We start from the raw sequence: 23,497 nt of genomic DNA on the forward strand, positions 1-23,497 counted from the left end.
GTCCCTCAGGCACGGGGCGGCGGCACCTCCGGTGGGACGAGTCGGATGACGGCGCCTTCGGGCAGGCCGACCGAAGGCGGTACGTGCCACTCGTCGAAGCCCTGGAAGCCGAGTTCGTCGAGTCGTCGCGACACCCCTGCCGGGTTGAGCCCGGTCGCCTCGGCGGCGAGCACGAGGCGACCGAGAGAGAGCGGCGCAGCCGGGTCCACCCACGGTGGCTCGCTGGCAAGGGACTCGCTGACGAGCACGACGTCCTCGGCCGAGACGTAGTCCGGCAGGGAGTGCTCGGGCGGCGTGTGGCCGAGTTCCCGGAGCCGCTCCGCCACCCGGGTCGGGGTGAGGCCCGTGCGGTGCGCCGCGGCGACGAGGTGGCCGACCGGCACCGTGCTCTCCACGGCGAGCCAGGGAGGATCGCCGTCCAGCACGAGACTGAGGATGATCAGATCCGCCGACGTGGTGTCGTCGGGCGGAAGGTCGGCCCGGGTGGTGAGTCCGAAGCGCTGAAGTCGTACGTACACCTGGGCCGGGGTGAGCCCGGTCCGTCGCGCGCCGAGCAGGATGTGTCCGGGCGGGACGACGGCTTCTTCGTCCAGCCAGGGCGCGTTCCCGTCCAGGTCCCGACTGAGCAGGGCGAGATCCGTGAGGGTGATGGCGTCCGGGAGCGACCGTGCCGAGATCGAGTAGCCGTACTCCGCCAGCCGCGCTGCCGCCTGCGCGGGAGTCAGCCCGACGGCGCGGGCCGCGACGAGGAGATGAGAGGACGGGACGGCGGTGTCCTGATCCCGCCACGCCCGCTGCCGGTCGCGGTCCCGGCTGAGGAGACGGAGATCGTCCGCGGCCACGGCGTCGGGAAATCTCCAGCCCACTATCTGGTAGCCGAGCTCCCGTAACCGTTCGGCGGCCCGGCGCGGGCTCAGCCTGCTACGCAATGCGCCCCCGACGAGCGCATACGAGCTGACAGGCTCGGACACGTCCAGTAGCGAGGCACCGGCGTACCGGCGATAGCGCCAGTCGATTCCGGCAGGGAGAAGTCCCTTCGACTCCTCCGCCTCGTCCCAGCGGCGCCGCGGGACGTCGGCGGAGGAAAGTAGTCTCATCTCCACATCGGCAGGCAGGTCGCTGGGAGGTGGCACCGCCGCGACATACCCGAGCCGTCGCAGCCGATCGACGACGTTCTCGGCGGGAATGCCGGCCACACTCGCAGCGACGAGGACGTGTCCACCGGAAGCTGTCTGGCCTGGCCGGAGCCACGGACGCTGACCATTCACGTGCAGGCTGGCGAGGAGAAGGTCGATCTGATCGAGTCCGCCCGGCGGTACGGCGCGAACGGCGAAGCCGAGCTGGCGGAGCCGGCCCGCAGCGGAGTCGACGTCGATGTCCGCCTTCGCCGCCACCGTCGCGACATGCCCGACCGGAAGTTCGTCGTCCTGGCTCAACCAGGGCGCCCTCCCGTCGAGGTCCTGACTCAACAGCACCCGATCGGTCGGATTCGTCAGGTCGGGCAACTCGTAGTGGGGCGCCGGATAGCCGAGCGCGACGAGTCGTTCGACGATGGTTTCCAGGGGGAGGCCGTACTCGTCGGCCACCGCGATGAGGTGACCGATAGGCACCGGTCGGGTTGGATCGAGCCAGGAGCTTCCGTCGTCGTTGGAGTGGGTGAGGATCGCGTCACTCGGCCTCGCCCGGACGATTCGCGCGGCGGACACCTGCAACTCGGTGCCGTGGAAGCCTGCGGCTATCCAGGCGACCAGCCGCCAGGTATCCACTGGATGGCTGAGCGTCGTGCTGTCGGGCTCCAGCCCTTGGTCCTTCGGGCTGATCGGGAAAATGTCCCATCTGGTATCGCCCGGGTAGCAGCCGACGGTGAGCAGTTCGTTCGCCAATGTGCTCCCTGGCCAGGTCGTCCGGCCGGCGTCGAGCGCCAACTCGAACACCGCATCCGCCACCGCCGGCTGGTGCGTGGCCAACTCCGCGATCCAACCGTGGTCGAACAGCGGGCTGTCGGCCGCGCCCGCGGCGGTGGCCGCCTCGTGGAGGAGCGCAATCACCGCCTTCGACTCGTCGTCGAGTATCTGGGTGCGGTTGACCGAGAGTCGCGGCGACTGTCTGCCGGACAGGTTGACCACGGCGGTGACGTCCGCCCCCTGCAGCCAGATGCCGTCCACCAGGACTGCACCCGACCGATCACACCACCACACCGGATGCGGCTCCGCGCTGACCACGACCGGATCCGGGTTCGCCCGGCGTGGTTCGCTGGCCACCTCCAACGGCGCACCGCTGCCCAGCGGAGCGGTCGTCGACAGGGCGCGCGGTTCCCACATCGCGACCTCACTGCCGTGCGTCACGGTGGTCCGGAACTCCGCCACCCAGAGGAGCCGTCGGAGGAAGTCCAACGCGGAAAGCTCCTCGGTGTCCTTCCGAAGGTAGAGACGGACTCTCGTACCGGCGCTCCGGCCGGGCCCGAGCTCCCGGATCCGGAACAGGTTGCCCGGTCCGGCGATGGATACCCATAGGCGGCTGCCGGGACGCCCCTCCTGACCGAATCGGCAGGTCTCCACCGTGATCTCGTCGGCGAGCATGAAGTAGCTCAGCACGCCGACCCCGAAGCGGCTGTTCGGGAAGAACTCGATCGGCGGTGCCAGGCGTGCCCACCGCGACTGTTCCTCCACGAACTCGGACGTCTCGACGAAGCGGGTGCCGGCTTGTGAGAACACGTCGGTCAGCTCCCGGACCCCCATCCCCACGCCGTTGTCCGTGCACTCCAGGTAGGCGCGGCCCTGCTCGTCCCGGCCCTGGACGAAGTCGATCCGGCCCTCCCACGGCGGCAAGGCCCCGTCGGTACGCCTGAGGTACTCGTTCCGGGCGGCTCGGTAGCGGCACGCGTCGAGCGCGTTCTGGTAGAGCTCCCTGATGGCCAGCAGCGGATCACCGTAGAGCTGCTCACCCATGAGCAGTTCCTGGATGCGGTCCTCGGCGAGGTGGAACCGCACCCCGGCGGACTGGTAGGCCCGTCCGTCCGGTCCCTCGCTCGGGCGGACCTGGTCCGCGGAGGCGTGTGCCGGCAGGGCCGAGAGCGGGTGGAGGTGGGTGTCCTCGGCGGCGGCGTCCTGGATCTCGACCAGGAGCGTGTCGAAGAACTCGACGTGGGCCCGCAGGGCGATCTCGATGGCCGGGTGGGCGCAGGTGGTGCGCAGTACCCGCACTGGCCCGCGGGATTCCCACTCCACTGCGTCGATGGAGGCGTGCAGTTCGTCAGGTGACACCGGGTCGCTGATCCCCATGTGCTCGACGACCACCTCGGGTAGCGCGGGGGCCTCGATGGCCATGGCGCGTCCCGCGGCCAGGAGGTAGGCGACCAGGCGCTCCCGTACCGGTTGCTCGTCGGCGGTTCCCGCGCCGACCGTGCGGCGGCTCCGGAGCCGTCCGGGCCGGTCGGTGCGGGTGAGGAAGCCCGGACCACCGCGCAGGCTCCGGATCAGCTCGATCACCCGGGGTTTCTCGAAGACCCGCGCGGACAGGTGCAGTGACGCGACGCCGAGCGGAATCAACTCGGCGACGTCGTCGTCCGACGAGTGGGTCAGGGACTGCCGGGCGATCCAGCGGTGCAGCAGCCACCAGCCGATCTGCCCGGCGACGTCCGGGTGCTGCGCCTGGCTGTTCAGGCGGCGCGACAGCCGCGGAAAGCTCTGTGCGAAGCGCCGGTAGGAGTCGCTGTCGGGATCGGGCTGCTCGGGCGCGGGCCAGGTGGCCGGATCGACGTGGGCGGCTCGGGCGGCGCGCAGCGCCCACCACGTGTCGTACAGGTACGGGCCGGCGACCAGCAGCGCGGCCTCGGCCGCGGACAGGTGCAGCTCGCCGTCGGGGGTCGCGCCGGGAAACGCGAGAAGGCTCGTCAGGAACTCGACCCGACGACTGATGCGCGTGGCGAGGTCCGGCTCGTGCCACGGATCACGCGTCAACTCCCGGGCGGCGTCCCGGCGCAGGCGTACCACGTGCTCGACCAGGCTGACGGTGGAGGCGCGAAGCTCCTCGTTGACCAGCGACGGGGTGACCAGTTCCCAGGCCCGGTGGGACTGCGCCTGGGCCACCCAGTCGAACGAACGCCGCGTCGACCGGCGCGACGAGATCGGGAAGGGGGTGATCTCCACGCCGGCCGGCTCGACGTGGGCGGTCTGGACCCGCCGGCCGTGGGCCGCCGCCAGCTCCCGCATCTGCTCGTTGAGCGCGGCGACGAGGTCGTCAAGGGTGTGGCCGGTCTGACCGTTGACCAGGATCTGTTGCCACGCCCGGGAGAAGACGCTGAAGGAGTCGGCGGTACCGGGAACGAACTGGGCCTTCTCCCCGGGCCCGCAGGCGAACAGGAAGGCGATCCGCTGCTGCGCCACGTGGTCGATTCGCCCGGTGCTCCACCGCTGTAGCTCCACCGCCATGGACTGCTGGTCGAACCCCTCCCGGCAGGCGTCCACCACGAAGAGCACCTGCCCGGCGCGGCTGCGCTCCAGCGCACCGGCCCAGTAGTTGAGCGGGACCATCGACTCCCGCAGCGGGATCCGCAGGTCCGCCTCGGACGGCACCAGGTAGTCGACGCCCTCGGTGTGGGCGCCGTGCCCGCTGAGATAGACGAGCAGGCTGTCGTTCGGGCGGGCGTCGCCGAGAAACTGGCCCACCTCGGCGCAGATCTTCGGCCGGCTGAGCCGGCCACCGTCGAGCGTTCGGACGCGGTATCCGGTCTCCTCCAAGGCCACGCTCAGCGCGCCGATGTCGTTCGGGACGAAGGGCAGCGGCACGATCTGCGGGTCGTCGTACTCCGCGACGCCGAGCAGGAGAGCGCGGAAGGCGGCCACGACGGCTACTCCCGGAACGTCAGCGTGACCGTGCCCTTGGAGCCGATCTCGGTGGTGCCGACCAGGTTCAGGCCGCCCTTGGCCGACACCTCGAAGCTGAACTGCGCCTCGGCGAGCCGGAGCCGCCCGGTCTCCTCGGTCACCTCGTCGAAGACCGTGCGCAGCGCGGCCACCGTGTGCCGGACGCTCTCCCGGAGCACGGCGATCGGGATGTTCCGGACCGCCACCTCGCGTTCGCCCTTGCGGAACAACCCCATGGTGTCCGGGTCGTCCGACACGTCCACGGACACCAGAAAGGGCAGAGTGTCGACATCGGTTACGGGTTGGGACATCGGGGACGCCTTCCCGGATCGAGGATCATTGACGGAGGGCGGACAGCATATCCGTGGAATTCGCGCCGGAGCGTGACTGTCGCATCGTCGACATCCCGTCGGAACGGCCGCCGGGACCGGCCTGATGGCCAGCCGTCCGGGGCGTACGAAAGAATGCGGTACGTGACGACGATCCCGAACGTGCTCGCGAACCGTTACGCCTCGCCCGAGCTGGTCGCCCTCTGGTCGCCGGAGGAGAAGGTGCGGATGGAGCGCCGGCTCTGGCTGGCGGTGCTCCGGGCCCAGCGGGACCTCGGCGTGCCGGTGCCGGACGGGGTGGTCGAGGCGTACGAGCGGGTGGTCGACGAGGTCGACCTGGCCTCGATCGCCGCTCGGGAGCGGGTCACCCGGCACGACGTGAAGGCCCGGATCGAGGAGTTCAGCGCGCTCGCCGGGCACGAGCACGTGCACAAGGGGATGACCTCCCGGGACCTCACCGAGAACGTCGAGCAGCTCCAGATCCGGGCGTCGCTGGAGCTGATCCGGGACCGGGTGGTCGCCACGCTGACGCGGCTGGCCTGGCACGCGGGTGAATACTCCGGCCTGGTGCTGACCGGCCGGTCGCACAACGTCGCCGCGCAGGCCACCACGCTGGGCAAGCGCTTCGCGTCCGCCGCGGAGGAGTTGCTGATCGCGTACGAGCGGTTGACGGACCTGATCGACCGCTACCCGCTGCGCGGGATCAAGGGGCCGGTGGGCACGGCCGCCGACCAGCTCGACCTCTTCGACGGCGACGCCGACAAGGTGGCCGAGCTGGAGCGTCGGGTGGCCGGGCACCTGGGGTTCGCCCGGGTGCTGGACAGCGTCGGGCAGGTCTACCCGCGTTCGCTGGACTTCGACGTGCTCTCCGCGCTGGCGCAGGTGGCCGCCGCGCCGTCGTCGCTGGCCACCACGATCCGGCTGATGGTCGGGCAGGAGCTGGTCACCGAGGGTTTCAAGCCGGGGCAGGTCGGCTCCAGCGCGATGCCGCACAAGATGAACACCCGCTCCTCGGAGCGGGTGAACGGCTTCGCCGTGATCATCCGGGGTTACCTGTCGATGGTCGGCGAGCTGGCCGGTGACCAGTGGAACGAGGGCGACGTCTCCTGTTCCGTGGTGCGGCGGGTGGCGCTGCCGGACGCGTTCTTCGCCGCCGACGGCCTGTTCCAGACGTTCCTGACCGTGCTGGACGAGTTCGGCCCGTACCCGGCCGTGATCAACCGGGAGCTGGAGCGCTTCCTGCCGTTCCTGGCCACCACGAAGATCCTGGTCGCCGCCGTGCGTCGGGGCGTCGGCCGGGAGGTCGCACACGAGGTGATCAAGGAGCACGCGGTGGCCGTGGCGCTGGCCATGCGGGAGCAGGGCGCGGCCGGGAACGACCTGTTCGACCGCCTGGCCGCCGACGGCCGCCTGAACCTGACCCGCGCGGACATCGACGCGCTGGTCACCGACCGCAACACCTTCACCGGCGCCGCCGAGACCCAGGTGTCCCACCTGGTCGCCCGCGTCACCAAGATCGTCCAGGCCCACCCCGAGGCCGCCGCCTACTCCCCACCCCCCATCCTCTGACCCACCCTTCTCCGGTGCCCGCTGATTCACGGAAAGAGTGGCTGTTTCGCGCTCGATGGCCGCACTTTCCGTGAATCAGCAGCGGCGAGACGGCGGCGAGACGCACGGCGGCGAGACGCGCGGCGGGGAGACGCGGGGTCAGGGGCCGGTGGGGGTTTCGGCGGCCGTCGACAGGTTGGGGGCGCTGGCCGGCTCGGCGATGCCGCCGGGGGCGCTGGCGATCTCCGGGTCGTGGGCCGTTTCGGCCGCGATCATCGGCTGGTCGGGCGGCATGACGTCGGGTGTCTTCGGCGCGACGATCACGGCGGTGCCGTAGGCGCAGATCTCCATCCACATCTCGCCGCAGTCGCGGCTGTCGAAACGCATCCCGATCACCGCGTTCGCGCCGAGCCGCTGGGCCTCCTCACCCAGTCGGGCCACCGAGTCGGTCCGCCACCGGGTGAGGTTGTCCGGGGCCATCGGGTCGTAGGCGCCACCGCGCAGATTCTTGACCCCCTCGCGGTACGGGTTGCGGGTCCTCGCCATCGAGGAGACCACTTCGCCGAGGATCTGGCGGATCTCGTAGCCGGGCAGTTGATCCGTCGTCACGACCAGCACGGTTTCGATGCTGTCAGCCACCGGCGGAGGCGTTCGGGTGCCGTGGGCACCCGATCGGATGCTGCAAAACGGCGCGGCGCGGACGGCCGGGCGGGACCCGGCCATCCGCGCCGCTTCGACGCCAACCGTCAGACACCGGCCACGGAGGTGATCCAGGACCGGTTGTACGCGACACTGCCGTAGTTCTGGATGCTGGAGCCGTCGGCGGTGGAGGCCACGCCCACCTGCCGGCCGTTGTAGAACTGCGGGCCGCCCGAGTCGCCCCGCCACGCGTTGCCGTTGATCCGGGTGCTCCGGATCGCCTGGCCGCCGTACGCGTCGGTGACGTTGGTGCTGGTCACCTGGACGTTGGCGGTCTTGAGCTGGGGCGACGCGCCGCAGCCGCTGTAGCAGGTCATGCCCCAGCCGTAGATCGAGTTGGTGGAGCCGACCGGCGGGTTGCTGCTGGCCAGCGACACGGCGGAGGTGCTGACCGTGCTGGAGAGGCGGAGCAGCGCCAGGTCGTTGCGGGTGTAGGAGGCGCTCACGCTGCGGGTGACGCCGCCCGAGGCGGAGTAGACGCTGCCGACCCGGACCGACATGGTGCCGGTGACGCAGTGCCGGGCGGTGAGCACCCACTGGGACGCGATGACGCTGCCGGAGCAGGTGAACGAGCCGTTGCTGAAGACGGCCGCGGCCCACGGCGCGGACGAGACGGTGCTGCCGCCGATGATCGGCTGCGGACCGGCCGGTGCGGCACCGGCGCCGGACGCGGTGGCCAGCACGCCGGCGAGCGCGGTGGTCAGCACCGCGAGCAGGGGACGGAGGCGCATGTCGGGGCTCCTTCTGCGCGACACCCGGGATCCCCGGGCGCGGATCGGTACCCGCCGGGCGGGGTGGGCCGGCGGGAGACATCGATCACTAGCATCGACATCTGACGATGCATGCTACGGTCGGGGCGAGTCCCGTCACAAGATATCAATCGAGTTGAATCGATGTGTGGGGCGCGCCGGCCCGCTGTCGGAAGTCGGCCCTGTCGGCCCGGCGGTGGGACGTGAAACGCCTGGTGAGAGCCATTGCCCGGGCCTCTGGGGGGATGCGCTGCGCAACGAATACGTATCGACGCCGCAACGAACGCGCAACGGTCTCCCCGGTCCCGCCGTCCACTGTTCGAACTGGCCCCGGCCGGTGCGGGTCGGGCGGTATCTGCCAGGTAGGCTGGCTGCGCTCGGCCGTTTGTGGGCCGGCACCCAACTGCGTACACAGTCAGGAGTGCCCAGTGCCTCGCGTCGTCGTCGACGTCATGCTCAAGCCCGAGATCCTCGATCCGCAGGGCCAGGCCGTCGCAAACGCACTGCCCCGGCTCGGCGTCGGTGACGTCGCCTCGGTCCGGATCGGCAGGCGGATCGAGATCGAGTTCACCGGCGAACCGGACCTGGACCGGGCCCGCGAGATCGCCGACAAGCTGCTCGCCAACCCGGTCATCGAGGACTTCACGGTCCGCGTGGTCGAGGCCGACGAGACCGCGGGCGCGCACTCGTGACCGCCCGGGTCGGTGTGGTGACCTTCCCCGGCTCGCTCGACGACGGGGACGCGGCCCGGGCCGTCCGGATCGCCGGCGCCGAGCCGGTCCGGCTCTGGCACGGCGACCCGGACCTGCACGGCGTGGACGCCGTCGTCCTGCCCGGTGGTTTCTCCTACGGCGACTACCTGCGCTGTGGCGCCATCGCCCGGTTCGCGCCGGTGATGGAGACGATCGTGGACGCCGCCCGTGGCGGCCTGCCGGTGCTGGGCATCTGCAACGGCTTCCAGATCCTCTGCGAGGCGCATCTGTTGCCCGGGGCGCTCACCCGCAACCAGCACCTGCACTTCCGCAACCGGGACCAGGTCCTCCGGATCGAGGCCACCGGCACCGCCTGGACCAACACGTTCCAGCCGGGCCAGGAGGTGCTCGTCCCGGTCAAGAACGGCGAGGGCTGCTACGTCGCCGACACCGCCACGCTGGACCGGCTGGAGGCCGAGGGTCGCGTCGTGGCCCGGTACGTCGGTGGCAACCCCAACGGATCACAGCGCGACATCGCCGCGATCACCAACGAGGCCGGCAACGTCGTCGGCATCATGCCGCACCCCGAGCACGCGGTGGAGGCGCTCACCGGCCCCTCCCTGGACGGCCTCGGCTTCTTCACCTCGGTGCTCAAGCACCTGGTGGGGGCCCCGGCGTGACCATCGGTCGGCTCACCCGCCGTCCCGACGGCGAGCGCAGCAAGGAGACGTCATGACCACCCATCCGGATCCGGGCCTGCGGGCGCCGCAGGGCGTGTCGCCGCAGGCCGGCCCGACCGACGACTGGGCGCCGGGCGTGGACACCGTGCCGCAGGCCGCCGGCACGCCGGAGGAGCTTCAGCCGTACGCCGAACTCGGCCTGCGTGACGACGAGTACGACCGGATCCGGCAGATCCTCGGCCGCCGGCCGACCCAGGCCGAGCTGGCCATGTACTCGATCATGTGGAGCGAGCACTGCTCCTACAAGTCGAGCAAGGTGCACCTGCGTCAGTTCGGGGAGAAGGCGCCGCCGAGCGACCGGCTGCTCGCCGGCATCGGGGAGAACGCCGGCGTGGTCCGGGTCTCCGACGAGCTGGCGGTGACCTTCAAGGTCGAGTCGCACAACCACCCGAGCTTCGTCGAGCCGTACCAGGGCGCGGCGACCGGTGTCGGCGGCATCGTCCGCGACATCCTCGCCATGGGCGCCCGCCCGGTGGCCGTGATGGACCCGCTGCGCTTCGGCGCGGCCGACCACCCGGACACCGCCCGCGTGCTGCCCGGCGTGGTGGCCGGCGTCGGCGGCTACGGCAACTGCCTCGGCCTGCCCAACATCGGCGGCGAGGTGGTCTTCGACCCCTGCTACCAGGGCAACCCCCTGGTCAACGCGCTCTGCCTGGGCGTGCTGCCGGTCGACCGGCTCCAGAAGAAGGACGCCACCGGTCCCGGCAACGTGGTGGTGCTGATGGGCGCCCGGACCGGCCGCGACGGCATCGGCGGCGTGTCCGTGCTGGCCAGCGCCACCTTCGACGAGGGCAGCGAGCAGCGCCGCCCGTCCGTGCAGGTGGGCGACCCGTTCATGGAGAAGCTGCTCATCGAGGCGTGCCTGGAGCTGTACGACGCCGAGCTGGTCGTCGGCATCCAGGACCTCGGCGGCGCCGGCCTGACCTGCGCGCTGACCGAGACCGCCGCCTCCGCCGGCACCGGCATGCGGGTGTGGCTGGAGCGGGTGCCGCTGCGCGAGCCCTCGATGGAGCCGCACGAGATCCTGGCCAGCGAGTCCCAGGAGCGGATGCTGCTGGTCGTCACGCCGGAGAAGCTGGAGGCGGTGCTCAAGACCGCCGAGAAGTGGGGCGTCTGGGCCACCGCCATCGGCGAGGTCACCGCGCCGTCGCCGGACGGCCGGCCGGGCCGGCTCGTCATCACCTGGCGCGACCAGCTCGTGGTGGACGTGCCGCCGGGCTCGCTCGTCGACGACGGGCCGGTCTACGCCCGCCCGATGCGGGAGCCGGCCGACCTGATCCTGCTCCAGGCCGACCGGGCCGAGACGCTGCCCCGCCCGAGCACCCCGGACGCGCTCCGGGAGACCGTGCTGCGCATGATCGCGTCGCCCAACCTGGCCGACAAGACCTGGGTGACCGAGCAGTACGACAGGTACGTGCTCGGCAACACCGTGCTCGCCCAGCCGGAGGACTCCGGCGTGATCCGGATCGACGAGCGCAGCGGCCTCGGCGTCGCGCTCTCCGTCGACGGCAACGGCCGGTACGCGCGCCTCGACCCGTACCACGGGACGAAGCTGGCGCTGGCCGAGGCGTACCGGAACGTGGCGGTGACCGGCGCGAAGCCGATCGCGGTGACCAACTGCCTCAACTTCGGCTCGCCGGAGGACCCGGGCGTGATGTGGCAGTTCGCCGAGGCCGTACGCGGCCTGGCGGACGGCTGCCTGGAGCTGGGCATCCCGGTGACCGGCGGCAACGTCAGCTTCTACAACCAGACCGGCGCGGCGGCCATCCACCCGACCCCGGTGGTCGGCGTGCTGGGCATCCTCGACGACGTCGCCGCGCGGGTGCCGATGGGCTTCGTGCCGCGGCCGGCCGGCGACCACGACCAGCTCTTCCTGCTGGGCGAGACGCACGTCGAGCTGTCCGGCTCGGAGTGGGCCTGGGTGACCCACGAGCACCTGGGCGGCATCCCGCCGCAGGTGGACCTGGCCCGCGAGCGGCAGCTCGGCGAGCTGCTGGCCGAGGCGGCCCGGGTGGGGCACGTCAGCTCGGCGCACGACCTCTCCGACGGCGGCCTGGCGCAGAGCCTGGTCGAGTCCAGCCTGCGTCGCGGCGTCGGCGCCCGGATCACCCTGCCGGAGCACTTCGCCGACGGCTCGATGCCGTTCGTGTTCCTGTTCAGCGAGTCCGCCGGCCGGGTGCTGGTGTCGGTGCCGCGCGGGCACGAGAAGGCGTTCACCGCCCTCTGCGCCGAGCGTGGGGTGCCGTGGGAGTACATCGGCGTGACCGACCCGGCCGGTGGCGCGCTGGAGGTGCGCGGCCAGTTCCGGATCGGCCTGGACGAGCTGCGTGAGGCGCACGGCGCGACGCTGCCGCGCCTGTTCGGCGACGCCGAGGCGCCGCGGGTGGAGGTGGCGGCGACCCGTACCGGCACCACCACCGTGCTGCCGGCCACCGCCGAGCAGCCGGTGGGGGTGGATCCCGCCCGGGTCGACGCGGAGCCCATCGCCCGGACGGCCCCGGACGCGGAAGCGCCGGCACCGTCGGGCGGCCCGACGCGGGCGGACGCGGGCACCGGGTCCGCCCCGGCCCGGGAGGTCTCGCCCGAGGCCGGAGCCGGCTCGCCCGAAGCGGGAGCCGGCTCGCCCGAAGCCGGGGACGCGCCGACCGGTCCGACCGCGACGGCGGCCGGCACCGACTCCGCCGACCCGTCGCGGGGCGACACCGGGTCCTCTGGGTCGCTTCCGGCGCGGGCCGAGGCGCAGTCCGGCGGGTCCGCTCCGGCGCGCGTCGACGACGAACCGGCCGGGCCGGCCACGGCACGGGCCGAGGCGTCCCCGGCGGAGGTCACCGGGCCGCCGTCCGGCTCCACCCCGGGCGATGCCCGCCCGGCTGCCGGTGAGCCGGGCCAGCGCTGAGGTCACGAACGTGGGCGTCTTCACGCAGCCCGGCGCCGGCGCCCGATTCGACTGGGGCCTGACCGGAGCGGCGGAACTCGGCCGGGTCTGCGCCGTCCTGGTGGTGGTGGACGTCCTGTCGTTCACCACCGCCGTGGAGGTGGCGGTGAGCCGGGGCTCACGGGTGCACCCGTTCCCGTGGGGCGAGCAGGCGGCCGAGTACGCCCGCCGGGTCGGTGCCGTCGCCGCGGTGGGCCGCCGGCAGACGACCCCGGAGCATCCGTGGTCGCTCTCCCCGGCGGCCCTGCGGACCGCACCCGTGGTCGCCGACCTGGTGCTGCCGTCGCCCAACGGCTCGGCGATCAGCGCCGCGGCGAGCGCCACCGGGATGCCGGTGGTGGCGGCGTGCCTGCGTAACGCACGCGCCGTCGGGCGATGGCTCCGCCACCAGGGGTACGGCACGAACGACGCCGCCGTGGGCGTGGTGGCCGCCGGTGAGCGCTGGCCGGACGGGTCGTTGCGCCCCAGCGTGGAGGACCAGCTCGGGGCCGCCTGCGTGCTGGACGCCCTGGCCGGCGTGCCGGGTGGCCTCTCGGTGGAGGCGGCCATGGCGCTGGCGGCACTCGCCAGCACGCCTGACGTGCCGGCGGCGGTGCGGGGTTGCGTCTCCGGCCGGGAGCTGGCCGAGGGCGGGTTCGCCGAGGATGTCGAGGTCGCCGCCGAGATCGGTGTCTCCGACGTGGTGCCGGTGCTGCGCCACGGCTACTTCGCCCCCGCCTGACAGTTTCCTCGCCTTCGGCGACCTTCGCGCTTCTCGGATCAGCACCCCGCTGTTCGGGACGACTGAAGATCTTGGTACGAGACCGCCCCCGGAGGGGCCGTGCCGTACCAAGATCTTGGGCCGATGGACCGGCGCTCTGGTGACCTGACGAGCGTGGCCGCCCGGCGGGTGCCGGACGGCCACGGGTGGCGCGGAGAACGCGGGTCAGTCGTCCAGCCAGTCGAGGCGTCGCCCGCCCCGTTCCGGCGTACCGTCCGCACGGCCTCGACCGGACTGCGCCGGATCGTCGGGGTAGCCGGCCTGGTTGTCGTAGCCGGGACCGCGCTGCTGCGGCGGCTCCTGACCGTATCCGCCCTGCTGGCCGTAACCGCCGCGCTGGTCGTAGCCGCCCTGCTGGTCGTAGCCGCCCTGCTGGTGACCGCCGTCGTAACCACCGGGGGCGTTGCCGTAGGCCGCGCCGGCCGTGCCGCTGTCGTAGCCGCCCGGCTGCCGGCCGTCGTAGCCGCCACCCTGGTGGCTGCCGTAGCCGCCGGTCGGGGCGTCGCCGTAGCCGCCCTGCTGCCGGCCGCCGTCGTAACCGCCGGCGGGCGCGTCGCCGTAGCCGCCACCCGGCCGGCTGTCGCCGTATCCCGAGCCCGGGGCGTCGCCGTAGCCGCCGGCGGGGGCGTTGTCGTAGCCACCCCCCGTCGGCGCACCGCCGTAGCCGCCGGTGGGCGCGTCACCGTACCCGCCACCCGGCCGGCTGTCGCCGTATCCCGGGGCGTCGCCGTAGCCGCCCGGCTGCCGGCCGCCGTCGTAGCCACCGGCGGGGTTGCCGTCGTAGCCGCCCGACGCGGCCCCGTAGCCACCGCCGGCGCCGTAGCCGTCGGCCTGCTCCGCGCCCCGGCCGTACTGACCCGGGCCGGGCTGGTCGTAGCCCCGACCCTGCTCCGGCTGGTAGGTGCTGGTCGGGTACGGGTCGGCCGCCGGCGCGTACTGGGTGCTGTCGCCGGTGTAGCGGCCGGTGGGCTCGTCGAAACGTTCGTTGGCGTACCCGCCGCCGCCCTGGGCCGCGGCGTAGCCGGCCGCGCCGGCCGCACCGGCCGCGTAGTCGGGGCTGCCGTAGCCGGCGCCGGAGGACGGGCCGTTGCCGTAGCCGCTGCCCGAGGAAGGCGCGTTGCCGTAGCCGCTGCCCGAGGAGGGCGCGTTGCCGTAGCCGTAGCCGCCCTGACCGGGCGCGTCGTCGCCGTAGCCGTAGCCGGCCTGCCCCGCCCCGACGCCGTACGCGGGCCCGGGGGGCGCGCCGTACGGGTCCGGCGGGACGTCGTCCACCACCGGACGCTGGAGCATGGTCGGCGCCTCGCTCATCGCGGCACCCCCGACCATGGTCGGCGCCGGCCCGGCGCCCATGCCGTTGACCACCCGGGTCTGGTCGTCCACGCCCCGGTAGGCACCGTGGGCCGCGGGGACCGCGCCCGCCGCGCCGCCGCCGGGACCGCCCGGACCGACCGGCCCGCCGGGACCGTCGCCGTCGCCCTCGTCGTTCTTGCGGCGCATGTAGAGCAGCACGATGGTGCCCACGCCGACGGCGACGAAGAGCCCGCCGAGCAGGATCAGCAGCCAGTTGCCGAAGCCGCCGGAGTCCTCGCTGGCCCCGGTCGGCTGCTGGGCGGCCGGGGCCTCGGTCGCCGGGCCGTCGGTGGCCTCCTCCTCGGTGACCTCCTCGGACGGCGGAGCGGACTCGCTGGCCGACGGCGTCGCGCTCGGGCTGGCCGACGCCTTGAGCGCCACGTTGAGCCGGACGCCGGTCACGGACTGGCCGGCGGCGGCGTTGATCGACTTGGCGCTCGGGGTCGCGCCGTCCGCGGAGGCGCCCAGGTCGATCCGGCCCGGCGCGATCGGGTTGTCGGCGGAGCCGCCGAAACTGAAGTTGCCACTGCCGTTCGTGTTCGTCCGGCGTTCCTTGCCGGCGCTGTCGCGCAGCATGACGAGCGCGCCGGAGATCGGCTCACCGTTGGAGTCGACCACCTTGCCGGAGACCGTCTTGACGGTCTGCGGCTGCTGCGGCGGCGGCGGCGCGGCCTTGCCCTTGACGGTGAGGTTGAAGTTGCCGGTCGCCGCGTCGGACTTGTCCGGCTGCACCTGCACGGTCACCGAGCCGTTGGCGTCCCCGGCGTTGTCGTTCGCGCGGATGGTGAGCAGCTGCGTCTTGGGCATCGGGTTGCCCGGCGCGAAGTTGACCTGGCCGCAGCCGGAGACGCAACTGACGCCGGAGGGCAGGCCGGTGATGCCGATCTGCGCGTTCTGGTCGCCCTCGCCGGGGGTGACCCGGACGGTCACTGTGGTGTCGCTGCCGGCGTTGAGCGTGACCGAGCCCGGCGAGACGCTGACGTCGGCCGCGAGGGCGGGTGTGGCGGGGACGGTGAGCAGGGCGCCGAAGACCAGCGCTACGACCACACCGGCCCGATGCTGCCAGGCACGTCGGTGTGTGGACACGTCCACCGCCTTCCGGGTCTGATCTTCCCGCCGGCCGGTCCGGCCGGGTTGATCACTCACGGTACGAATTACGCCGTCGGCAACTATGCCTTGTCTGACCGGATCATCTCTACCCAGGGCCGGCGTCGGGCCGCCTTCTGCCGGGTCGTATCGTCCCGTCGTGTCCTCTCCGCACGCTTATTCCGACTCGGTGCTCACCGCTCTGGCGGCACTGGACGAGGGGCGTACGCCCGAACGGCCGGTGCTCCGGGAAGCGGTCCGGATGCTCTTGACCGCCCTCACGGAGCGCGCTCCCGGCCGATCGGTGGAGGTGCGCGTCCCACCCTACGGCGCGGTGCAGTGCGTGGCCGGGCCGCGACACACCCGGGGCACCCCGCCGAACGTGGTGGAGATGGACCCGGGCACCTGGCTGTCGATCGCCACCGGCCGGCTCGGCTGGGTGGAGGCGGTCACCGAGGGTCGCGTCCGGGTCTCCGGCAACCGCGCCGACCTCTCCGCGTACCTCCCGATTTAACCGCCCGGCACCGGCGTTCCGAACCACGCTCAGCGGACGCTTCGTGACTGTCGGTGGCGACGCGGGTTCGCGTACACTGGTGGCCGACGACGGTCCCGGCCCACGGTGCGGAGCTGCCCCCCGACTCCGCCAGGCCAGTCCAGACCCCCCAGCACGAGGGAGCGGCAGGTGCCCCGAGGCGATGGCCGGCTGAGCCACGACCTTGACCCCCAGCGACCCGGCCCCCAGGACGCGTGCGGCGTCTTCGGTGTCTGGGCGCCCGGCGAGGAAGTCGCGAACCTTACCTATTTCGGGCTCTACGCCCTCCAGCACCGCGGCCAGGAGGCCGCGGGCATCGCGGTCAGCGACGGCTCCGGCGTGGTGGTCTACAAGGATCTCGGCCTGGTCGCCCAGGTGTTCGACGAGCCGACGCTGGCCAGCCTGCGCGGGCACGTCGCGATCGGGCACGCGCGCTACTCGACCACGGGCGGCTCGACCTGGGAGAACGCCCAGCCGACGATCCGGGCCACCAGCGCCGGCACCACGATCGCGCTGGCCCACAACGGCAACCTGGTCAACACCGCCGAGTTGCAGCGCGAGGTGTCCGCCCGCGGTCTGGACTCCGACGGGTCGAGCAACGACACGTCGCTCGTCACCATGCTGCTGGCCAGCCGGCCCGACCTCTCGGTCGAGGCGGCCGCGCTGGAGGTGCTGCCGCAGTTGCGCGGCGCGTTCAGCTTCGTCTTCATGGACGAGTCGACGCTCTACGCGGCGCGTGACCCGCACGGCGTGCGCCCGCTGGTGCTCGGCCGGCTGGAGCGCGGCTGGGTGGTGGCGAGCGAGACCGCCGCGCTGGACATCGTCGGCGCGAGCGTGGTCCGCGAGGTGGAGCCGGGCGAGCTGATCGCCGTCGACGAGGACGGGCTGCGTTCCAGCCGGTTCGCCGCGCCGGAGCCCAAGGGCTGCCTCTTCGAGTACGTCTACATCGCCCGGCCGGACGCCACCATCGCCGGCCGGAACGTGCACGCGGCGCGGGTGCAGATCGGCCGCCAGCTCGCCAAGGAGCACCCGGTCGAGGCGGATCTGGTGATCCCGGTGCCGGAGTCCGGCACCCCGGCGGCCATCGGCTACGCCGAGGAGTCCGGCATCACCTACGGCCAGGGCCTGATGAAGAACCCGTACGTCGGGCGCACGTTCATCCAGCCCTCGCAGACGCTGCGCGCGCTCGGCGTACGGCTCAAGCTGAACCCGCTGCGGCAGAACGTCCGCGGCAAGCGGCTGGTGGTGGTGGACGACTCGATCGTCCGGGGCACCACCCAGCGGGCCATCGTCCGGCTGCTGCGCGAGGCGGGCGCGCTGGAGGTGCACGTGCGGATCTCCTCGCCGCCGGTCAGCTGGCCCTGCTTCTACGGCATCGACTTCGCCACCCGGGCCGAGCTGCTGGCCAACGGGTTGGACAACGATGGCATCCGGCGGTCGATCGGCGCCGACACGCTGGGCTACGTCTCGCTGCCCGGTCTCATCGCGGCGACCGAGCAGCCGAAGACCCGACTCTGCCGGGCGTGCTTCGATGGGGAGTACCCGATCGAACTGCCGGCCGGGAACCTGATCGGCAAGCACGTGCTCGAAGGAGTGGGCCGCCGGGTCGTCGCCGAGGCGGCCGAGCCCACCGGCCCGCTCGTCGCCACACCGACCCATCACCCGTAGCACCACCGACGCGGGTCCGGCGTTCCGGCCCCGCGGAACCACAAAGGGGAGAACCGTGACGCACGTGTCCGAGCGCAGCGGCGCAGGATCCAGCCCGACGGGCGCCGGCGGCGACCGCCAGCCCTGGTCGGCGGGGTCCGGCCGCACGCAGCGCAAACGCTCGGTCTCGTACGCCGACGCCGGGGTGTCGATCGAGGCGGGCGACCGCGCGGTCGAGCTGCTCAAGTCCAAGGTCCGGGAGACCCGGCGCCCGGAGGTCATGGGTGACCTGGGTGGCTTCGCCGGCCTGTTCCGGCTGGACACGAAGAAGTACAAGAGCCCGATCCTGGCCTCCTCCACCGACGGGGTGGGCACCAAGCTGGTGATCGCCCAGCAGCTCGACATCCACGACACGGTCGGCATCGACCTGGTCGCCATGGTCGTCGACGACCTGGTCGCCTGCGGCGCCGAGCCGCTGTTCCTGCTCGACTACATCGCCACCGGCGAGGTCGTCCCGGACCGGGTCGCCGAGATCGGCGCCGGCATCGCCGACGGCTGCCGGTACGCCGGCTGTGCGTTGCTGGGTGGCGAGACCGCCGAGCACCCCGGCGTGCTGCGCCCGGACGAGTACGACATCTCGGCCACCGGCGTCGGCGTGGTGGAGGAGAGCGAGATCCTCCGCCCGGAGCGGGTCGAGGTGGGCGACGTGGTGATCGCCATGCGTTCCTCCGGCCTGCACTCCAACGGCTACTCGCTGGTCCGGCACGTGCTGCTGGGCGCCGGCCGGATGCGGCTGGACGTGGTGATCGAGGACTTCGGCCGCCAGCGCACGCTGGGCGAGGAGCTGCTCACCCCGACCAAGATCTACGCGCAGGACTGCCTCAAGCTGATCGCCGAGGCCGAGGTGCGGGCGCTGGCCCACGTGACCGGCGGCGGCATCCCGGGCAACCTGGTCCGGGTGCTGCCGGAGCACGTCGACGCGGTGGTCAACCGGTCGACCTGGAAGCCGCAGCCGATCTTCGACCTGATCCAGTCCAAGGGCCGGATCGAGGACCCGGAGATGGAGTCGACGTTCAACATGGGCGTCGGCATGTTCGCCATCGTCGCCGCGGAGGACGCCGACCGGGCGCTGGCCACCCTGACCGGTCGCGGTGTCGACGCGTGGCAGGCCGGCGAGATCATCGAGGGCTCCGGCAACGTGCAGATGGTCGGGCAGCACACCCGGGGCTGATCGCGCTGGTCACCCTGTGCTGATCAGCCGGGCACCTGATCGGGGGTTCACCCGAGTGGCCGCCTCCGCCTAGCCTGAAGGTTCGGTTTTTCGGCGCGCGGGGGAGGTTCGATGGCTGCACGCACGCCCGGAGGGATGCGCGGCATCGCCGCCGTCCCCTCGTACGTGGTGATGCAGCCGACCACGTTGTGCAACCTCGACTGCGCCTACTGCTACCTGCCGCTGCGCGCGGCGGACCGGCGGATGGCGGTGGCGGTGGCCGAGGCGGTGGCGGCGTCGGTGAACCGGTGGGCGGTCCAGGGGCGGTGCTCGGTGGTCTGGCACGGCGGGGAGCCGCTCGCGGCCGGCCGGGAGCACCTGGCCGCGCTGCTGGCCCCGTTCGGGGCGGAGGTCGAGCACCACGTGCAGACCAACGCCACGCTGATCGACGACGCCTGGTGCGCGTTCTTCGCCGAGCACCGGGTGCGGGTGAGTGTGAGCGTGGACGGCCCGCGGGCGCGCAACGCCGAGCGGGTGACCCGGGGCGGCCGGCCGGCGTACGACCGGATCGTGGCCGGGGTGGCGGCGTTGCGCCGGCACGGGCTGCCGTTCTCGGCCCTGGCGGTGGTCTCCCGACCGGAGCCGGGCCTGGCGGCCGAGCTGTACGCCTACTTCCTCGACCTGGGCTGCGAGGTGCTGGGCGTGAACATCGAGGAGACCGAGGGGGTCAACACCCGCTCGAACGCCCGGGACGGCGCCTCGGTCACCGGGTTCTGGGCCGAGCTGGTCGCCGCCTGGCGTCGGGATCCCCGGATCCACCTGCGCGAGGTGGAGTGGTCGCTGCGGTACGCCGGCGCGGTGCTGGCCGGTGCCGCGGACGATCTGCTGCCCCGTCGGCTCGACCCGATCCCGACGGTCGGCCACGACGGCTCGGTGGTGGTGCTCTCGCCGGAGCTGGCCGGCTTCACCGATCCCCGGTACGGCGACTTCGGCAGCGGAAACGTGCTGGTCACCCCGTTGGGCGAGATCCTCGCCGGTGCCGGGCGGACGCCCTGGGTCGGTGAGTTCCTCACCGGCGTGGAGGCGTGCCGGGCGTCCTGTCCGTACTTCGGTTTCTGCGGCGGGGGCCACGCCGCCAACCGCTACTTCGAGCAGGGGCGGTTCGACGGCACGGAGACCGAGCACTGCCGCAACAGCAAGATCCGCCTACTGGAGGGAGTGTTGGAGCATGCCCGAGATCACCAGTGACACCGACCGGGAAACGGTCGCCGGCCGGGTGCGGGACGCCGCCGCGGGGCTGACCGCGCTGCTCCACGAGGCGGAGGCGGCGCGTCTGCTGCGGGCGGAGGTGCCGGGCGACGGCGGCACCGCGGTGTGCGCGTGGAACCACTTCGAGAACATTCCGACGTTCTACAACTGGAACAACCGGCCGCGCTGAGTGCCGGGTCCGCGATCAAGGACCTGCCGGCGCAGCCGGGGAGGCGTCCCGGGTGCGGCAGGTCCCTGATCGTCGGTGCTCCGTCGGCTCCGGCTGAGCACATACGTGAGCACGCGGGGGCTACCGCGTGCTCAGATGTGACCGGAGGTCAGCGGGTCGGACGGGCCCAGGGGTCCGGATCGTCGTCCGCGTGGTCCTCGTCATCGTCGTCGACATACTCTTTGTAGTCGTCGTCGAAGTTGTGCTCAGACTTACCACTACCCGCCAGTTCACGCTGCAAGGCGGTTAGGTCGGTGTTCGGGGAGTGATACTTCAACTCCCGGGCCACCTTCGTCTGCTTGGCCTTAGCACGGCCGCGCCCCATGGCTCGACCCCCTCGCACAGAATGCGGGGCAGCCCGAAGGCGGGCCCCGATGACGTCAGGCATCTCTCGTGGCTCTTACGGTACATGGGGATGCCACCGTTCGGCACCTCGGGTCACCGTCGACCGGCCCTGCGCGTCGCAGTGTTCCGGCCGTCACACAGTGTACCCGGTAAGGAGTGAATGCCGGGGCCGGCCGTGACAGCGGACGAACTGCTACGTAAACACCAAAAACAGCTTAACGCCCAACTCGGGCCCGGGTGCGGCCCGGGGGTGGACCGACGCCCGCCCCCGGGCACCGGTTCACCGCAGGTGGATGGTGCGCAGGCGGCCGACCTCGGCCATCCGCCGCTCGGCGAGCCGGTCCGCGGCCACCGCCGGCGGAACGCCCTCGTCGTCGGCGAGCCGCAGGATCTCCCGGGTGGTGTCGAAGATCCGGGTGGCACGCAGCTTGGCCCGCTCGAAGTTGAAGCCCTCGATCTCGTCGGCGACCTGGATCACGCCGCCGGCGTTGACCACGTAGTCCGGCGTGTAGAGGATGCCCCGGTCGGCGAGCACCTTCTCGATGCCCGGGTGGGCGAGCTGGTTGTTCGCCGCGCCGCTGACCACCTTGGCCCGCAGCACCGGCACGGTCTCGTCGTTCAGTGCGCCGCCCAGCGCGCACGGGGCGTACACGTCGATGTCGGAAGCGACCAGCGCGGCGGTGTCGTCGACCAGGGTGACCTGCGGGTGGGTGGCGTGCACCCACTCCCGGGCACGCGGGTTGACGTCGGTCGCCACGACCTCCGCACCGTCGGACAACAGGTGCGCGGTCAGGTACTTGCCGACCTTGCCCAGACCGGCCACGCCGACCCGGCGGCCGGCCAGCGTCGGGCTGCCCCACACGTGCTCGGCGGCGGCCCGCATGCCCTGGTAGACGCCCCAGGCGGTGAGGACGGAGGAGTCCCCCGCGCCGCCGTGCGCCACGCTGCGGCCGGTGACGTAGCGGGTCTCCCGGGCGATCATGTCCATGTCGCTGACGTCGGTGCCGACGTCGCACGCGGTGTAGTACCGGCCGTTGAGCGACTCCACGAAGCGGCCGTACGCGCGCAGCAGCGCCTCGCTCTTGAGCTGCTCCGGGTCGCCCCAGATGACCGCCTTGCCGCCGCCCAGGTCCAGGTTCGCCAGGGCGCTCTTGTACGCCATCCCCCGCGACAGGTCGAGCACGTCGGCGAGGGCGTCGGCCTCACTGGCGTACGGGTAGAACCGGGTGCCACCGAGGGCGGGGCCCAGCGCGGTGGAGTAGATCCCGATGATCGCCTTCAGGCCGGACTGCTTGTCCTGGCAGAACACGACCTGTTCGTGACCCGAGGATGACGGGTCGTCGGTGCTGGCGAATACGCCCATGGCTGACTCCTGTGTCGGTGTGCGCCCTTGTGGGGCGCGGAACCTTCGGTGGCACGCCGGCGGGATGGTGCCGGTGCCATTGAGCCTAATATCGGCCGGAACCGTGCTGTCGCGCACGTCACGCCGCCGGTGTGACGGCGGCGACGGACGGCCCTGTCTCGTGGGAGGATCGCGCCGTGCCGTCGCTCTTCGCTTCATACCTGCGCGTGTACGAGCCGCTGACCGCTTTCGACCGGGACCGGCAGTCGTACTGGCGCCGGTACGTCAGCGAGGGCCGGGCGATCGCCCCGCTGGACGGGCCGGGCCGGCAGCGCACCTCGGTGATCGAGGCGCTCGGCGCGGGCTGGACCCGGCTGCCTGACCTGCCCGACGAGGCGTACGTGCTGGAATCCGACGACGCGCTGCTGGTCTGCCCCTGGAATTTGCGGATCCGGGTCGCCGAGGCGGCGTTGAGCGCCCGCGACGGGGTGCCGTCGGTGCTCGCCGACGCGTTCGTGCCGCCGGTCCTGGCCGGTCAGGCCAAGGCGGTGGTGGAGGACTGGCGCAGCGGGGCGCGCGTGCTGGAGCACGGGGTGCCCCGGGTCCACGAGCAGGTCGCCACGTGGGGCGTGCCGCTGCGCTGGTTCGTGCTGTTCGAGGCCGGTGAGCGGCACCTGGTCACCGAGCCGGAACGACGCGCGTTGCGCTACCGCACGGAGATCTCCAAGGCCCGCCGCCGCTCGTCCCGGGCGCTGTCCGTGCTGCGCAAGTCGGTCGGCGAGGCGCCGATCACCGAGGCGGTCGAGGAGGCCGCCCGCTGGCTGGAGGAGTTCCATCCGCGTTCGGTGGTGGAGCTGGACTACGGCGGTCTGGTGCAGTTGCTGCCGGACGAGACGCTGGCGGCCGACGACTCGACCGAGCTGGTCGCGGCGGGCCTCGCCGGGTTGTCCCGGGGCGAGGCCGAGGAGGCCTCGGCGGCGTACGACAAGCTGGTCGCCCGCTGGCGTGCGGTGCAGCTTCTGGAGCGCTGCAACTGACACGCCCGGTTTGTCCCCTTCCCTGGCGGGCACTACGAGAGTGTCTCGTAATTGACGCATCACGAACCGTGATCATGAGTCCTAATAAGGTGGTTTCTGCGGTGTAAAAGTCGTAAAAATCGGGCATGGTTCATCCGTCCGTCTAGGGACCTTC

The 23,497-nt window shown here is 72.3% G+C and carries 17 protein-coding genes and 1 pseudogene; 11 read left to right on the forward strand and 7 right to left on the reverse strand.

Going from position 1 to position 23,497, the window contains the following annotated elements; all coding sequences use genetic code 11:
• Positions 1–5 precede the first annotated feature (5 nt).
• Together ACLQ2W_RS02970 and ACLQ2W_RS02975 are read right to left on the reverse strand one after the other, a co-directional pair.
• Entirely contained in the window at positions 6–4,844 is a 4,839-nt protein-coding gene (locus ACLQ2W_RS02970) for an HD domain-containing protein (protein WP_425785123.1), read from the reverse strand.
• A 5-nt stretch (positions 4,845–4,849) separates the two neighbouring features.
• Positions 4,850–5,176 (reverse strand): Pepco domain-containing protein, encoded by a 327-nt coding sequence (locus ACLQ2W_RS02975; RefSeq protein WP_405091914.1) that lies wholly within the window; start codon positions 5,174–5,176, stop codon positions 4,850–4,852.
• Between the two features lie 162 nt (positions 5,177–5,338).
• Between ACLQ2W_RS02975 and purB the strand changes: the two genes are divergently transcribed.
• On the forward strand, positions 5,339–6,763 hold the full coding sequence (gene purB, locus ACLQ2W_RS02980; RefSeq protein ID WP_425785124.1) for an adenylosuccinate lyase: 1,425 nt from the start codon (positions 5,339–5,341) through the stop codon (positions 6,761–6,763).
• 138 nt (positions 6,764–6,901) lie between these two features.
• Here purB and ACLQ2W_RS02985 read toward each other — a convergent pair whose 3' ends face one another.
• Both ACLQ2W_RS02985 and ACLQ2W_RS02990 read right to left on the reverse strand, forming a co-directional pair.
• Positions 6,902–7,465 carry a YbjQ family protein gene (locus ACLQ2W_RS02985; protein ID WP_425785125.1) on the reverse strand — a complete coding sequence of 188 codons (564 nt, stop codon included), beginning with the start codon at positions 7,463–7,465 and terminating at the stop codon, positions 6,902–6,904.
• 23 nt (positions 7,466–7,488) lie between these two features.
• Positions 7,489–8,172, reverse strand: a complete 684-nt coding sequence (locus ACLQ2W_RS02990) for a S1 family peptidase (RefSeq protein ID WP_425785126.1) — start codon at positions 8,170–8,172, stop codon at positions 7,489–7,491.
• 446 nt (positions 8,173–8,618) lie between these two features.
• Between ACLQ2W_RS02990 and purS the strand changes: the two genes are divergently transcribed.
• The 4 genes and pseudogenes from purS to ACLQ2W_RS03010 all read left to right on the forward strand — a co-directional run bounded on the left by purS (position 8,619) and on the right by ACLQ2W_RS03010 (position 13,278).
• A complete protein-coding gene (gene purS, locus ACLQ2W_RS02995) occupies positions 8,619–8,882 on the forward strand; it encodes a phosphoribosylformylglycinamidine synthase subunit PurS (protein ID WP_281933568.1) in 264 nt (87 codons plus the stop codon).
• On the forward strand, positions 8,879–9,562 hold the full coding sequence (purQ, locus tag ACLQ2W_RS03000) for a phosphoribosylformylglycinamidine synthase subunit PurQ (protein ID WP_425785127.1): 684 nt from the start codon (positions 8,879–8,881) through the stop codon (positions 9,560–9,562). Before purS ends, purQ begins: the two co-directional genes overlap by 4 nt.
• A gap of 52 nt (positions 9,563–9,614) precedes the next feature.
• Positions 9,615–11,996, forward strand: a pseudogene (gene purL, locus ACLQ2W_RS03005) (phosphoribosylformylglycinamidine synthase subunit PurL); the annotation flags it as partial.
• Positions 11,997–12,480: 484 nt separating this feature from the next.
• The gene (locus ACLQ2W_RS03010) at positions 12,481–13,278 is read left to right on the forward strand and encodes a 2-phosphosulfolactate phosphatase (RefSeq protein WP_425785128.1); all 798 of its coding nucleotides are present in this window, start codon (positions 12,481–12,483) and stop codon (positions 13,276–13,278) included.
• Between the two features lie 204 nt (positions 13,279–13,482).
• Here the strand turns inward: ACLQ2W_RS03010 and ACLQ2W_RS03015 are convergent, their stop codons facing one another.
• Complete coding sequence (locus ACLQ2W_RS03015) at positions 13,483–15,753, reverse strand: carboxypeptidase regulatory-like domain-containing protein (RefSeq protein ID WP_425785129.1); 2,271 nt, start codon at positions 15,751–15,753, stop codon at positions 13,483–13,485.
• A 190-nt stretch (positions 15,754–15,943) separates the two neighbouring features.
• Between ACLQ2W_RS03015 and ACLQ2W_RS03020 the strand changes: the two genes are divergently transcribed.
• The 5 genes from ACLQ2W_RS03020 to amcA all read left to right on the forward strand — a co-directional run bounded on the left by ACLQ2W_RS03020 (position 15,944) and on the right by amcA (position 20,580).
• A complete protein-coding gene (locus tag ACLQ2W_RS03020) occupies positions 15,944–16,267 on the forward strand; it encodes a sterol carrier family protein (protein WP_425785999.1) in 324 nt (107 codons plus the stop codon).
• A gap of 168 nt (positions 16,268–16,435) precedes the next feature.
• Positions 16,436–17,953: an amidophosphoribosyltransferase gene (gene purF / locus ACLQ2W_RS03025; RefSeq protein WP_343444139.1), complete on the forward strand. Its 1,518-nt coding sequence runs from the start codon at positions 16,436–16,438 to the stop codon at positions 17,951–17,953.
• Between the two features lie 55 nt (positions 17,954–18,008).
• Entirely contained in the window at positions 18,009–19,163 is a 1,155-nt protein-coding gene (gene purM / locus ACLQ2W_RS03030; RefSeq protein ID WP_281933554.1) for a phosphoribosylformylglycinamidine cyclo-ligase, read from the forward strand.
• 135 nt (positions 19,164–19,298) lie between these two features.
• Complete coding sequence (gene amcB, locus ACLQ2W_RS03035; protein ID WP_425786000.1) at positions 19,299–20,390, forward strand: cyclophane-forming radical SAM peptide maturase AmcB; 1,092 nt, start codon at positions 19,299–19,301, stop codon at positions 20,388–20,390.
• Complete coding sequence (gene amcA, locus ACLQ2W_RS03040; RefSeq protein ID WP_425785130.1) at positions 20,371–20,580, forward strand: multiple cyclophane-containing RiPP AmcA; 210 nt, start codon at positions 20,371–20,373, stop codon at positions 20,578–20,580. Before amcB ends, amcA begins: the two co-directional genes overlap by 20 nt.
• Before the next feature lie 148 nt (positions 20,581–20,728).
• On the opposite strand, the gene ACLQ2W_RS03045 is transcribed toward amcA, so the two are convergent.
• Both ACLQ2W_RS03045 and ACLQ2W_RS03050 read right to left on the reverse strand, forming a co-directional pair.
• Complete coding sequence (locus tag ACLQ2W_RS03045; RefSeq protein ID WP_107157984.1) at positions 20,729–20,944, reverse strand: DUF3073 domain-containing protein; 216 nt, start codon at positions 20,942–20,944, stop codon at positions 20,729–20,731.
• 300 nt (positions 20,945–21,244) lie between these two features.
• Positions 21,245–22,327 carry a Glu/Leu/Phe/Val family dehydrogenase gene (locus ACLQ2W_RS03050; RefSeq protein WP_405091921.1) on the reverse strand — a complete coding sequence of 361 codons (1,083 nt, stop codon included), beginning with the start codon at positions 22,325–22,327 and terminating at the stop codon, positions 21,245–21,247.
• 176 nt (positions 22,328–22,503) lie between these two features.
• Between ACLQ2W_RS03050 and ACLQ2W_RS03055 the strand changes: the two genes are divergently transcribed.
• Positions 22,504–23,343, forward strand: coding sequence for a hypothetical protein (locus tag ACLQ2W_RS03055; RefSeq protein WP_107157982.1), 840 nt, complete (start codon positions 22,504–22,506; stop codon positions 23,341–23,343).
• Positions 23,344–23,497 lie beyond the last annotated feature (154 nt).

Source organism: Micromonospora sp. DT227 (genome assembly GCF_049841835.1).
In the GTDB taxonomy this organism is placed as follows: Bacteria; Actinomycetota; Actinomycetes; order Mycobacteriales; family Micromonosporaceae; genus Micromonospora.